The 12,479-nt window shown below is 53.1% G+C and carries 13 protein-coding genes; 3 read left to right on the top strand and 10 right to left on the bottom strand.

Features of this window, described 5'->3' with window-relative positions; genetic code table 11:
• Positions 1 to 284: 284 nt before the first annotated feature.
• The 6 genes from PBOR_RS14920 to PBOR_RS14895 form a co-directional block, all read right to left on the bottom strand.
• Positions 285 to 548 (bottom strand): YlbG family protein, encoded by a 264-nt coding sequence (locus PBOR_RS14920; RefSeq protein ID WP_020432997.1) that lies wholly within the window; start codon positions 546 to 548, stop codon positions 285 to 287.
• Between the two features lie 42 nt (positions 549 to 590).
• The gene (locus tag PBOR_RS14915) at positions 591 to 1,028 is read right to left on the bottom strand and encodes a YlbF/YmcA family competence regulator (RefSeq protein WP_039297969.1); all 438 of its coding nucleotides are present in this window, start codon (positions 1,026 to 1,028) and stop codon (positions 591 to 593) included.
• 46 nt (positions 1,029 to 1,074) lie between these two features.
• Entirely contained in the window at positions 1,075 to 3,216 is a 2,142-nt protein-coding gene (locus PBOR_RS14910; RefSeq protein WP_042212864.1) for a helicase-associated domain-containing protein, read from the bottom strand.
• Complete coding sequence (locus PBOR_RS14905) at positions 3,213 to 4,925, bottom strand: DNA repair helicase XPB (RefSeq protein WP_042212862.1); 1,713 nt, start codon at positions 4,923 to 4,925, stop codon at positions 3,213 to 3,215. The genes PBOR_RS14910 and PBOR_RS14905 overlap by 4 nt, the downstream gene beginning before the upstream one ends.
• Before the next feature lie 183 nt (positions 4,926 to 5,108).
• On the bottom strand, positions 5,109 to 5,540 hold the full coding sequence (locus tag PBOR_RS14900; protein ID WP_042212860.1) for a CBS domain-containing protein: 432 nt from the start codon (positions 5,538 to 5,540) through the stop codon (positions 5,109 to 5,111).
• A gap of 80 nt (positions 5,541 to 5,620) precedes the next feature.
• Positions 5,621 to 6,793, bottom strand: a complete 1,173-nt coding sequence (locus PBOR_RS14895; RefSeq protein ID WP_042212857.1) for a M20 family metallopeptidase — start codon at positions 6,791 to 6,793, stop codon at positions 5,621 to 5,623.
• A 239-nt stretch (positions 6,794 to 7,032) separates the two neighbouring features.
• On the opposite strand from PBOR_RS14895, the gene PBOR_RS14890 reads away from it, so the two are divergent.
• Both PBOR_RS14890 and ftsW read left to right on the top strand, forming a co-directional pair.
• A complete protein-coding gene (locus tag PBOR_RS14890; protein WP_042212854.1) occupies positions 7,033 to 7,380 on the top strand; it encodes a YugN family protein in 348 nt (115 codons plus the stop codon).
• Positions 7,377 to 8,648: a putative lipid II flippase FtsW gene (gene ftsW / locus PBOR_RS14885; protein ID WP_081972055.1), complete on the top strand. Its 1,272-nt coding sequence runs from the start codon at positions 7,377 to 7,379 to the stop codon at positions 8,646 to 8,648. The genes PBOR_RS14890 and ftsW overlap by 4 nt, the downstream gene beginning before the upstream one ends.
• Positions 8,649 to 8,757: 109 nt before the next feature.
• On the opposite strand, the gene PBOR_RS14880 is transcribed toward ftsW, so the two are convergent.
• The gene (locus PBOR_RS14880) at positions 8,758 to 9,123 is read right to left on the bottom strand and encodes an Asp23/Gls24 family envelope stress response protein (protein WP_019911482.1); all 366 of its coding nucleotides are present in this window, start codon (positions 9,121 to 9,123) and stop codon (positions 8,758 to 8,760) included.
• A gap of 154 nt (positions 9,124 to 9,277) precedes the next feature.
• On the opposite strand from PBOR_RS14880, the gene cax reads away from it, so the two are divergent.
• Positions 9,278 to 10,348: a calcium/proton exchanger gene (cax, locus tag PBOR_RS14875; RefSeq protein ID WP_042212852.1), complete on the top strand. Its 1,071-nt coding sequence runs from the start codon at positions 9,278 to 9,280 to the stop codon at positions 10,346 to 10,348.
• A 72-nt stretch (positions 10,349 to 10,420) separates the two neighbouring features.
• On the opposite strand, the gene PBOR_RS14870 is transcribed toward cax, so the two are convergent.
• The 3 genes from PBOR_RS14870 to PBOR_RS14860 all read right to left on the bottom strand — a co-directional run bounded on the left by PBOR_RS14870 (position 10,421) and on the right by PBOR_RS14860 (position 12,404).
• Entirely contained in the window at positions 10,421 to 10,723 is a 303-nt protein-coding gene (locus tag PBOR_RS14870) for an Fpa/YlaN family protein (protein ID WP_039297956.1), read from the bottom strand.
• Between the two features lie 179 nt (positions 10,724 to 10,902).
• Entirely contained in the window at positions 10,903 to 11,148 is a 246-nt protein-coding gene (locus tag PBOR_RS14865) for an HPr family phosphocarrier protein (protein WP_042136544.1), read from the bottom strand.
• Positions 11,149 to 11,288: 140 nt separating this feature from the next.
• A complete protein-coding gene (locus PBOR_RS14860) occupies positions 11,289 to 12,404 on the bottom strand; it encodes an aminopeptidase (protein ID WP_042212849.1) in 1,116 nt (371 codons plus the stop codon).
• Positions 12,405 to 12,479 lie beyond the last annotated feature (75 nt).

The raw sequence follows: 12,479 nt of genomic DNA, 5'->3' as shown, positions 1-12,479 counted from the left end.
TATTCGGTTTTTCGCATACATTCAGTTCATCTGCCCTATCTTTAGCACATTGTATTCGGTTTTTCACCTACATTCGGCTCATCTGCCCTATCATTGGCACATTGTATTCGGTTTTTCACCTACATTCGGCTCATCTGCCCTATCATTGGCACATTGTATTCGGTTTTTCGCATACATTCGGCTTATCTGCCCTATCTAAGGCGCATTGTATTCCTGATCATTCAATTCTAAATTCAAAAAAAACAGACGCCAGCGGCGCCTGTTCAATATTGCTATATTTGAATTTACAAACCGTAATAACGGGACTTGTCCGGTCCATTGCTGGTATATTCGGTCTTGAGTTCATTGCGGTAGGAACGCTCAATCTTGCGCACGTAGGAAAGTCTGCGGACATTCTTCATAACTTCCTCGGCGCGTTCCGCGTTCACATACATTACCGCATAGTGCATCTTACGGGAAACATAGTGCAGTGTTCCGTATTTCTCCAGGTTACGCGCTGCCTTGACGTCGCTAACCCAAACGATATAACCTGTCCGTTCCGCAAACATAAGCTCATCCGCCTTTCTTTCTCTATTTTCTCTACGGCCAGCTTATCCGCAAGAGCATTTGCCTCCGCTGCCGCATCCGCCTTTGGGGGACGGGTCATTGCTCGGTACCTTGATGCTGTCCGATACCGAGAAGGCGATTGCTTCAGACATCGAATGAAGGATATCATCCAGCGTCTTCTCCGCATTCTTGAAGCGGACAACCTCTTCGAACTGTTCCAGCTCCCGTTCTACTAACTCAACCTCATCCTTGGCCGAATGATAGTTCGGGTGAAAATGTCCAAACCGCTGTGTCTCCTCAAACAGCTCCTTCTTGCTCTGCAGCCGCTTGACCATGGCCTGGATTTCGGGGCTCTGATCGACCCGCCCTTTCCAGTATAAGTAATCCGACACTTCGGCGGATTGATTAATCATATCGCCTAATTCATAGGCGTATGTCAGCACTTCGGCCATATCGACCGTATTTAATTCCGCTACGCTCATGAACTTCAACTCTTTTCTGCATTAATGTTCTACCGCAAGCGGTAGACTACCTTATCATAACATATCCGGCTGCTCCAGAAGAAGAGGAATTTCTCTGCTTGACCGGATGCAGCAGCTTCATTTCCTGCCAATCCTCGGCGGCAAGCTGAATCTCCTCTGCAGTCTCTGATCCGGAACGCAGCAGATTACCCCGTACTCTCCACGGACGGCCGCTTATTTGCTCTGGAATAAAGTCTGCTGTTTGCCCCTTCACGGAAATTCTAACCTTGATTCCCCAGGCCAGCGCCTGCTCCATCACCTTCTGCGCTGTAGTGACATGGTATTGCCTCCACTGGTTGAACCACATTTGCGGAACTGCCTCCTCACCCTGAAGCAGCTCCCCATCCGGCACTGTCCCCGCCAAAGGCAGGAGCTTCGGATACGCAGCAGGACCGAACAATCCCCGCTCCTCAGCAGGAGAAGGAAGCTCATAACGGACGATTGCCTCAGGCAGTTCATAAGGTCCGAACGGGTTGTGCGGCTCCAGCTCATCCTCCCGGCCGCCGATGATTCTTGGCGGTGCCAGCCCGGCTGCAGCCAGTTCCTTGCGCAGCTGGCCGACAGATTCCGGGCGGACAATGAAGTGGAGCGGACCGATCCGGGTTAGAATATCCTGCATCCGGGGATGGGCTGCAATGTCCTGACCCTCCCGTTCGCCCGCGCAGGACAACAGGATCACCTCGGACAATGATGTCCGTCCGATTCCTTTGGCCCACTGCCGCAGCGACAGCTCCACCTGCTCAGGCAGCCCCTCCCGGGCATGGGCGGCAAGCCATTCAATGGCATCCGCCGGGGAACACCCCAGCTCTGCTGCAGCTTCCAGCATCTCCCGGGTCAGCCGGAAGCTCCAGAGGTCCTCATTATGCATCAGCTCCGCATACCCAGCCAGGGTCCAGCGGGTTGTATACGGTACTTCAGGCGGGACCAGCACCTCGAAATCCGGCTGGACTACGAATCTGCCGGCCGCAGGTACACCGGATTCCGCGGGCATACTCCAGTCCGCGCCAGTCTCTTCTGAATCCAAAGAGCTGCCGGAGGCTATCTGCTTCTGATTATGATTATACTCTTGCTCCTGCTCCTGTACCCGCCAGCCATCAGTTACAGCAGAGCCGCCGCAGGCTTCATCCTGTTGCGTCTCATCCGCTAGCTCTGTACATATATCATCTCGGCTTTCATCCGCTTCTATTATACCTGCCGCAGTTCCGGCCAGTTGCGGCCTCCCTGGCTTCCAGCGGAAGCAGGGCTCTCCCTTCTTTGAATAACCCAGTTCACCCCAGCCGAAACCTGCCAGGCTGCGGAGCCAGGCAAGAGAAGACGCATGAAGCTCCGAACCCGCCGGCCCGGCATCAGACTGCTCCTTAGCAAGGCCGCTCTGAATCATCCATTCCAGCAGAGGCAGTACGGCAAACCATTCCCCCGGGGTAAATTCCGCCGCCGAGATCAGATGCCTGAAATGCTGTCCGGCAGGCTCCGGAGAACCATAACGGCTGATTACAATGCGGTATAGCGTATCCGTCATTTCCTGTTCAGACAGCGCCAGCCAGCACTGCAGCTTCATAATGTCTATTCTATATCCGCTGCGGCTGCGGCTGATCAGACCCAGAACAGCCATCAAATCTACGATAACCGTTACCGGAAGCGGGTAAGGCTCAGGAATGGCCGGGTTCAGCTTAAGACCTGCCAGATGAACCTCCTGCATCGACAGCTGGCCTGCGAGCTGGCTAAGCTGCCTCTTGTGGATAAGACCCTTGGCCGTCAGCGGTAACCCCTCCCGCGCTGTAAATAACAGCGCCCGGAACAGCTCGGCAGCCAGTCCAGTGCAGGCAGGAAGCTCAATCCTTACACCGGTTTCTGCAATAGTCTGCGGACAGGCAGGCCAGAAGCCCCGCCCGATCAAGGGAAACCGGTGCTGCGGAATCTGATACAGCTTCTCCCCCCACATTTTCTGGCGCAGCTCCAGCATTCCTGCCTGGAGCAGCTCGTTCAGCGCCAGCTCCTGTTCAGCGCGGCACAGATAAACTGGCCGCAGCCGTTCAATGGTATCCGCTGCAACGGGGCTGGCTGCATGTTCCGCACTAATCGCCCGGAGTACTGCCTGCGCTTCGCGCGTCAGCTTCTGCACATCTGCGTCAGACTCCTGCCCCGTCATAGAATTGCCTCCTCTGCGGGTTCCAGCATTCGGACCGCATATTCGTAGCCTTGCTCGGTTAAGAACATCCTGCGCCGCAAGGCAAATTCCTGCTCCCTGCTGTCACCGGAGACCAGTGTATAGAAATACGCCTTATTGTCGCCAGACTTGGGCCGCAGGATACGCCCCAGCCGCTGAGCCTCCTCCTGCCGTGAGCCGAAGGCACCGGATACCTCTATGGCCACCGAGGCATCCGGCAGATTGACGGCAAAATTAGCCACCTTCGAGACAACCAGCAGCGGCAGCCGCCCTTCGTTGAAGGCGGCATACAGTGCGCTGCGTTCCTTCTGTGTAGTTTTGCCGGTAATAAGGGGCGCACCCAGGGCCTCCGCCAGCTGCTCCAGCTGGTCCAGATACTGGCCAATCACCAATATCGCCGCCCCGGCATGTGCTGAAGCAATCGACGCTGTGGCCGCAGCCTTTGCCTGATTGCCGGCCGCAAGGCGGAACTGTTCTTTCGCTCCGGCATAGATATATTGCTGCCGCAGCCGCTCATCCATCGGGACTATGACTTCAATACAGTCCACTGCCGCAATCCATCCCTGACTCTCCAGCACCTTCCAGGGCAGATCGTAACATTTAGGCCCGATCAGGGAGAATACATCACCTTCCCGGCCGTCCTCCCGGACCAGCGTTGCTGTAAGACCCAGCCGCCGGGTAGCCTGTATGTCAGCTGTTGCCCTGAAGACAGGAGCCGGGAGCAGGTGGACCTCGTCATAAATAATAAGTCCCCAATTTCGCTCGTTGAACAGATTCATGTGGACAAACGGTCCCCCCTTAGCTTTACGATGGGTCAGAATCTGATAGGTGGCGACCGTAACAGGCCGTACCTCCCGGCTCTCGCCGGTATATTCCCCCACTTCATCCGCATTCAGGGTAGTCCGCTGAAGCAGCTCATGCCGCCACTGCTCCACCGAGGTGGTGCTGGAGGTAAGAATCAGCGTTTCACACTGCAGCTGCTCCAATACTGCAATGCCTACTACCGTTTTGCCCGCTCCGCAGGGCAGAACAACGACACCGCTGCCGCCGATGCCTCCAATTCCCTGAAACTGCCGGACAGCATCCTTCTGATAATCCCGGAGTCCGAAAGCTTCACCGGTACTGCCGGCCTCGCCTCCGGCTTCTTCTGTCCAGGCAAGCTTCAGTTCCTCCCCGTCCCGGTAACCGGCATAATCGAGCACCGGGTAACCCAGCCTCGTTAATTCCTGCTTCAGCAGACCCCGGTTGGCCTTCGGACAATCGCTCTGGACAAGTCCTGTCCGGCACAACCCCAGCTCCTTCACAAGCTGGCTGCCCTCCAGTTCATCCAGCAGCTCAGCCTGGTCTGCGAAGAGCGTAACGAGCTGGGGGTCACTCTCATGCATGCGCAGCTGCAAGCGTCCGTAACGGGACATCAGCAGCTCAATTTCATTCTCCAGACCCGAAGGAATTCCCCACCGTGACAGCCTGCGCAGCTTGTTATTAACCTCCGCCGCCTCCTGGCCTCCAGCCGCTGCATTCCAGAGTGATAACGGCGTTATCCGGTACGTGTGATAGACTGGAGGGCTTTTGACAAGCTCGGCAAAACCAGCCAGAACCGCTCTCGCTTCCTCATAGCCCGGGTGGGCGCATTCCAGCAGGATGGTCCGGTCGTTTCTGGTAATACACGCACCCGTTCCTGCACCGTTCATAGTGTTCCCTCCTTGTGATCCATAGTGATCATGCTCTAATGCAGCAGGAAATGGATAACCCCCATAAACGGGGTAGCACAAAATAACCCCACAACGTGGGGCTTTATCTTAGACGGTTGCTCAGGTACTACTTTTGAAAAAGCCCATCTCCGCGTAACGGACATGAGCTTTCCATAACGCTATTTAATGCAGCTGCCGCCGGGAGATTTCACTTAACGCCTCCGCTGCCTCATCCGCATAAATCCTTTTGACCGCTAAATCTCCAAGCGACACGATTCCGGTCAGCTTCTTGTCCCGGGTCACCGGAATACGGCGGATTTGCCTTGATGCCATCAGTTCCGCAGCCTCATCAACAGAGGCAGTTTCCGGAATGGAGATAACTTCCCGGCTCATAACGGTTTCAACGGCTGTGGAGCCAGGATGCTTGTCCGCATACCCCCGGAGTACAAGATCACGGTCCGTGATTACACCCAGCAGCGTTGCCCCGTCGGCCGAATCTACTACAGGAATGAAGCCTGTCCCGTAATCTCTCATTTTGACGGCAACCTCATAGATATTATCGAGCAGCGTGACCGAAGCCGGATCGGCGGTCATTACTTCCTTGACAATCTTCAAGAATGAACCCTCCTGTCTGCCATGTCACCATGCTATTTGAGAGTAGTTTTTCCTGAAGCGTCATTTATTATACAAATGTATTATTGTTCATTCAGGAAGGAATCAGCCATGGCCACCAGAAGCTTCGCCCCATAGAGCATGGCATCCTCATCAAAGTCAAATTTGCTGTGATGATGCGGGTAGACCGCATCCTTGTCCGGATTGCCTGCGCCAACAAAGATGAAGCAGCCGGGGATTTCCTTAACATAATACGAGAAGTCTTCCGCCGGCATAATTTTCTCCATCAGAATTACATTGGCGCCTTCACCCAGCGCTTCCGGGGCAACACGGTAAAAGCGGCTGAATTCCGCTTCATCATTCACCAGCGGCGGATATCCCATCAGATAATCGACAGTCGCCTCTGCGCCATACGCTGCTGCGATGGATGCCGTCATCTCCTCGATTCTGCGGCGGATCAGATAGCGCGTCTCTTCATCGAACGCACGCACTGTACCGGTAATCCGGCAGCGCTCGGCAATAATATTCTGGGCAGATCCGCCTTGAATCGTCCCTACGCTGACCACCGCAGGACGCAGCGGATCTACGGTGCGGCTGACAATGCTCTGCAGTTGGGTGACAAGAGCCGCCCCGGCCACAATGCTGTCCACCGTACGGTGCGGCATGCCGCCGTGGCCGCCTTTGCCGATAATATCTATGAAAAATTCATCGGCGGAGGCCATCAGCGGTCCAGGCGCACTGCCCACGGTACCGAGCGGAAGCGGCGTCCACAGATGCAGTCCATAGACGGCATCCGCACCTTCCAGCACACCTTCTGCGATCATCCCCATCGCACCGCCCGGGCAGACTTCCTCCGCCGGCTGGAACAGGAAACGGATCTCGCCGCGGATCTCGCTGCGGCGTGCACTGTAATAGGCCGCTGCAGCCAGCAGCATGGCCGTATGCCCGTCATGTCCGCAGGCATGCATAACACCGGGATTCTGCGAAGCATACTCCCGGCCATTCTCTTCCGTAATCGCCAGGGCATCCATGTCTGCGCGCAGAACAACCGTTTTGCCGGGCAGTCCTCCTGTAAGTATACCTGTCAGTCCGTAACCGGACCCGCTTCTTCTAACTTCAATCCCCAGTTCGGACAGTCTTGCGCCCACATAGGCGGATGTCTCCTTCTCCTGATAAGACAGCTCCGGATGGCGGTGCAAATGGCGGCGCCATTTCACCATCTCCGGCAGCAGCTCCTCTACCGCTAACCTCTCCATAATTCTCCATTCCCTTCTCCGGCAACATACTTCGGACAAGCCTGCGGCCTGCTTCCTCAATGCAACGCCCGGCCGCAGCATGCCATATATCTTTTATTGTAGCAGAAACACAAAAAAGTGGGTATCAATAGGCCCGCTCTACCTTGCACAACCCCGTGAAACATACTATCATGAGGAGGAACATCGCAAATTTTAATTACAAATGTTTCATTATACTTCATACAGGGGAGTTGTGCGCTATGATATTTGAGAACACGGGCCTCGAAGGATTGAAGAGTGACCTTCTTTATCTTGACGAGAGCGCAACCAAAGCCGGATTTATCCGCTGGCAATGGGAATACTACCGAGCTACCTACGACTGCAAGATAGAAGACCGCCAGAACGGCGGCGAGTACTTCCTGCGGATCAACACCCGCGCTGTGGAAGGGAAGCTGGAAAAGGCGGATGCCATACTGGCCATTGAAGCCGTCTACTTGGGCAAAGCCACTTTCCCCCACGGTCTGGAGTATGAATCTCCCGTGCCTCAACCGGTGCTGGATACGGCAACGAAGCATATTCATCAACTGAAAGAGCTGCTGGAAGCTTGAGTACCGCGAAGGGAAAGACAGCCTCCAAAGCCAGCCTGCCCAAAAGAGGAACGCCCGATTTCCAATTGCTCATTCTCACGTTGCTGCTCGTCGGCTTCGGACTGGTCATGGTGTTCAGCGCCAGCTCCAGCTTGACTCTGGCCAGTGAGAAATTCAGCTATGACGCTTTTTATTTCGTGAAACGCCAGCTAGTCTGGGCCGTGCTGGGAAGCTTCGTCATGTTCACGGTGATGAATATCCACTACAGCAAGTTCAAGAAATGGTACGCTCCGATCTTCGTCATCACCCTGGTGCTGCTGCTGTTCGTGGCCACCACCGAGAGAATTAACGGAGCCAAGAGCTGGATGAATATCGGAGGACTAGGCATCCAGCCTACCGAGCTGGCCAAGATCTCCATCATCCTGTACCTGTCTGCACTCATAACCAAAAAAGGCGAACGCCTGCGGGATCTTCGAACCGGATATATCCCGGTAATGATCATCGTCGGCATTGTGGCCGGACTGATCATGATGCAGCCGGATCTGGGCTCCTGTCTGATTCTCGTGGCTACCAGCGGACTTGTTATCTATGCCGGCGGCGCAAGCATGAAGCATATTCTTGGTTCGATCAGCTTGCTGGTGCTGGGTGTCGCGCTTGTCATGGGGGCGAAGACTGCCATCGACTCCCTGTCTCCGCCAACCGAGAAGGCAGCGGCCAATCAGGATTACAGACAAGGCCGGATTGAAGCCTTTCTGGATCCCGAGAGTAACTCTGATGGCAGCGGCTATAATATTATGCAATCCCTGATCGCTTTAGGCGAAGGCGGGACACAAGGTTCCGGTTTTGGCCAAAGCATCCAGAAGCTGCATTACCTGCCTTACCCCTATACGGATTTTATATTTGCTATTATCGGTGAAGAGCTTGGATTTATTGGAACCTCTATCTTCCTGTTGCTCTATCTGTATTTCATCTGGAGAGGCATCCTGATCGCACTGCGGTGTACTGACCCCTTCGGCACACTGGTCGGCATTGGAGTGATGGGACTGATTGCCATTCAGGCCTTCATCAATATCGGCGGTGTAACCAACACGATCCCCCTTACGGGAGTTACGTTACCATTCATCAGCTACGGAGGTTCTTCTCTGTTAGTCACCATGCTCTGTATGGGGATTATGCTCAGCATCTCCAGGGAAACCAACCGGCCTGCCAAAGAGGAAGTCGTCAAGTCGGTCACTACCGTCAGACAGGTGCGTGCCAACAGCCGTGCTGCCGGCACACGCTCCCGTTAAGAAGCTACATAGAGCCGATTATGTATGGTTAAATTAAAAAGGCAGTCCGGATCAACTCCCGGACTGCCTTTTGTGTACCGCCTGTCAATAGCTCTTCAGCGGTTAGCGTTTATGAAATCTCGTCGTTCTTGAATGCTACGCCTTCTACCTTGACATTAACCTCTACGATATGAAGCCCTGTCATGCTCTCTACAGCCTCGCGGACATTCTGCTGCAGCATCCGGCACACTTCGTGAATCGGTGTTTCATAGAGAACAATAATACGCAAATCCACTGCCGCTTCCAGCTGGCCTACTTCGACAGTAACACCCTTCTGCACATTCTTACCGCTCAGGCGTTTCGCCCAGCCTTCAGACAAACCGCCAGACATGGCTGCAATTCCGGGAGTCTCCAAAGCTGCCAAACCGGCAATTTTCGAGACAACATCATTCGATATCCGTATATTTCCCATTTCAAGTTGAAGTTGTTCTGCCATGCCATATCCCCCCTACACTCATTATCAATTATTGTAATTCGAAAACAGGCTAAAAAGCAAATGAGTTTCTCGCATTCCCGTTTACAGTCAGGAACAATTTGGGTATATTGATTATGAATTCAACCTACATACAGAGACTGGAGTGTGCCTTACCTTGAAAAAATGGATCTCGCCGGCGCTGCTGGTCATCACCTTCCTCCTCAGTGCCATAGGACATTATGCGGACTGGGATCATACCCTGCAGTTCATACTGTCCGCTATCTCGGTTATCTTCGTGGCCGGCTTCCTGGGCCGGGCGACAGAAAGCGTAGCCCACTATGCCGGACAGCGGCTGGGAGGGTTCCTTAACGCCACATTCGGCAATGCTGCCGAACTGATTATCGCCTTCTTCCTGGTCAAGGAAGGACTCTTCGACATGGTCAAAGCCAGTCTCACCGGCTCGATCATCGGCAACCTGCTGCTGGTGCTCGGACTCAGTATTTTTGCCGGGGGCATGAAGTTCAAGGTTCAGAATTTCAATGTCACGCTCGCCGGACTGAACGGATCGCTGATGATTGTTGCAGTTATCGCCCTGTTCGTCCCTGCCATGTTCTTCAATACCCACTCTATCACAGAGAAGGATACAGATGTACTCAGCCTTGTAGTCGCCGGCCTCCTGATTGCCGCTTACATGGCCTGGCTCGTCTTCTCTATGATCACGCACAAGAAATATCTCGCCGATGTAACGGATGACACCGCAGAAGAGCTTCCGAATGAGCATGCTCCGGTCTGGTCCAGAAATCGTTCAATCCTCTATCTGGTGATCGCTACGGTTATGGTCGCTTTCGTCAGCGAATGGCTGGTCGGCACACTGGAGACCCTGACTGAACGTTTCGGCTTCAGCGAGCTGTTTGTCGGTGCGTTCCTGGTGGCAATCATCGGTAACGCCGCTGAGCACAGTGCAGCCATCATGCTGGCTATGAAGAACAAGATCGGTGCCGCCGTAGAGATTGCCGTAGGAAGCAGTCTGCAGATTGCCTTGTTTGTTGCACCGGTACTGATCTTTGCCAGCTACTTCATGGGCAACACCATGTCCATCGTGTTCACCACCATTGAGATTGTAGCGATTGCTGTATCGGTATTTATCGCTAAGTCGATTATCCAGGACGGCGCAACGAACTGGTATGAAGGTCTGCTGCTGCTCGCGGTATATCTGATTCTCGGTGTATCGTTCTACCTGGTATAACAACTCTGCACACAAAAAACGCACATGAGCGGCCCCCTGGGTCCTCGTGTGCGTTTTTATGAATGACCGGAATTACATCTCCCGCTCCTCAGCCTTCTTATTAAGCGCTTCATACAGTACAGCCAGGTTGCGTTCCAGCTTGCTCAGTACCTGCTTGCCGGTGAATTCAGGCACCAGCCCGGCTCTGACCGCAAAATCGACCTCCCTGGAGAAACCATACATCTGGGTATCCAGCACTTCCTCATAGAGAGGGCAGTAACGAGTCGCCAAATTCTCCATCTGCACTTCAATAAGCTTCTCAATTTTATTGGCATCTTCTTGTAGAAGATTGATTGCTTTGATATTAAGCTGTTCCTGCAAATCCGATGAAGTCATGCATTATCCCCCCTATGTCCAAAAGTTACAGCTTCTACTGCTTATTATACTTAATATTAGTCGAAATCAGGACCTAATACAAGAATTCAGTTTACGATTCGTGAAGAAGGGACAAAATTAACGATTTTCACAGCAAAGACGCCCTGCCGCAAGGCCGGACGTCTCCTTTGAATAATGGATTACTCCGCTACAACCGTAAAGTTCAAATTGTGCTTAGCAAATACTTCGCTCATTGCTTTCTTGGCTTCCTCGGCATCTGTGCCATGTACATGAAGCTCATAGCTTTGGCTGGATACCAGGGTAGTGAACAGACCAAGGATGCTCTTAACATCAATGTACTTGTTGTCCGCTTGAAGAACGATAGATGAATTAAACTGGCTGGCTGTTTGTGCAATATCCACGATTGCCGCATTGTTACTGGACATAGGAATCCCTCCGCAACTTGATTATAAACTTAAGTTCAATTGTAACCAATTCCATGATACATTGAATCCGCTTACTCACGCAAGGTGTTTCTTGAAAACAAGCCTTGCAGGCTTGCATTTTCAGAGCTTTGTATTACATTTTATTTCAGATTCTCGGGATTCAGACCTTCAAGCTCCGGCACCACAAAAATTCCGTCCTTGCGGATCAGCACATCGTCAAAGTAAATCTCTCCGCCGCCGTACTCCGGACGCTGAATAAGCACAAGATCCCAGTGAATGGACGAACGGTTGCCGTTGTCCGTCACATCATAAGCCTGGCCCGGCGTAAAGTGTAGGCTGCCGGCAATTTTCTCATCGAACAGAATGTCCTTCATCGGATGCAGAATGTACGGGTTGAAGCCAATGGCGAATTCGCCGATATGGCGCGCGCCGTCATCGGAATCGAGGATTTCATTCAGCCGTACCGTATCATTGCTGGAGGCTTCGATGATTTTGCCGTTCTCAAACGTAAACTTCACATTCTCAAAAGTCACGCCGTTATAGAGCGTCGCAGCATTGTAGCTGATCGTCCCGTTCACGGAGTCACGCACCGGTGCGCTGTAGACTTCACCATCGGGAATATTCTTCTGGCCGGAGCATTTCTCTGCACCGATTCCTTTGATGGAGAAGGTAAGGTCCGTTCCCGGGCCGGCAATCCGTACCTTATCCGTTCTGCGCATAAGCTCGGCCAGTGAATCCTGGGCTTTGTCCATTTTGGCATAATCCAGATTGCAGACTTCAAAGTAAAAGTCTTCAAAGGCTTCAGTAGAGGTATTGGCAAGCTGCGCCATACTGGCATTAGGGTAGCGAAGTACCACCCATTTGGTATGCTTGACGCGTTGTTCGCTATGTACCGGGTGGGAATAGAGGGAATTATAGAGCTTCATATTCTCTTCCGGCACATCGGACAGATCATTGACGTTCTCACCGGCACGGATGCCGATATAGCAGTCCATCTTCTTCATCCGGTTCAGGTCAATCTCCGCCCAGGTCTGAATGCCTTCAGGTGTAGCATATTTAAGCATGCTGCGCAGAACCGTACGGTCCGTCAGCTGTACAAATGCACGGCCTCCGGCTTTGCCGATTTCCTCTACAACCGCTTTGATTAAATCTCTTTCACTGCCGATCATTTCGACGAGCACATTCTCGCCGGGCTGTACGTTTACGGAATACCCTACCAGGTTAGCCGCAAGCTTTTGAATTCGGGGATCATTCATGTTTCTCTCTCTTCCTTCCTCATGCTGAAATTAAACATACCGTTATATTGTAGCACGCCCGCTATAGAGCGCAAG

This window comes from Paenibacillus borealis, assembly GCF_000758665.1.
In the GTDB taxonomy this organism is placed as follows: Bacteria; Bacillota; Bacilli; order Paenibacillales; family Paenibacillaceae; genus Paenibacillus_AQ; species Paenibacillus_AQ borealis.
Note: the sequence above shows the minus strand (reverse complement) of the source record. Positions and strands in the feature narration are given on the sequence as shown.

Coding starts and splice junctions, on each gene's coding strand:
- PBOR_RS14915 (WP_039297969.1), bottom strand. CDS start 1,028: ATGAGCGTAGCGGAATTAAATACGGTCGATATGGCCGAAGTGCTGACA.
- PBOR_RS14880 (WP_019911482.1), bottom strand. CDS start 9,123: ATGGCAGAACAACTTCAACTTGAAATGGGAAATATACGGATATCGAAT.
- PBOR_RS14895 (WP_042212857.1), bottom strand. CDS start 6,793: ATGGAGAGGTTAGCGGTAGAGGAGCTGCTGCCGGAGATGGTGAAATGG.
- PBOR_RS14890 (WP_042212854.1), top strand. CDS start 7,033: ATGATATTTGAGAACACGGGCCTCGAAGGATTGAAGAGTGACCTTCTT.
- PBOR_RS14905 (WP_042212862.1), bottom strand. CDS start 4,925: ATGAACGGTGCAGGAACGGGTGCGTGTATTACCAGAAACGACCGGACC.
- PBOR_RS14865 (WP_042136544.1), bottom strand. CDS start 11,148: ATGTCCAGTAACAATGCGGCAATCGTGGATATTGCACAAACAGCCAGC.
- PBOR_RS14860 (WP_042212849.1), bottom strand. CDS start 12,404: ATGAATGATCCCCGAATTCAAAAGCTTGCGGCTAACCTGGTAGGGTAT.
- PBOR_RS14910 (WP_042212864.1), bottom strand. CDS start 3,216: ATGACGGGGCAGGAGTCTGACGCAGATGTGCAGAAGCTGACGCGCGAA.
- PBOR_RS14870 (WP_039297956.1), bottom strand. CDS start 10,723: ATGACTTCATCGGATTTGCAGGAACAGCTTAATATCAAAGCAATCAAT.
- PBOR_RS14920 (WP_020432997.1), bottom strand. CDS start 548: ATGTTTGCGGAACGGACAGGTTATATCGTTTGGGTTAGCGACGTCAAG.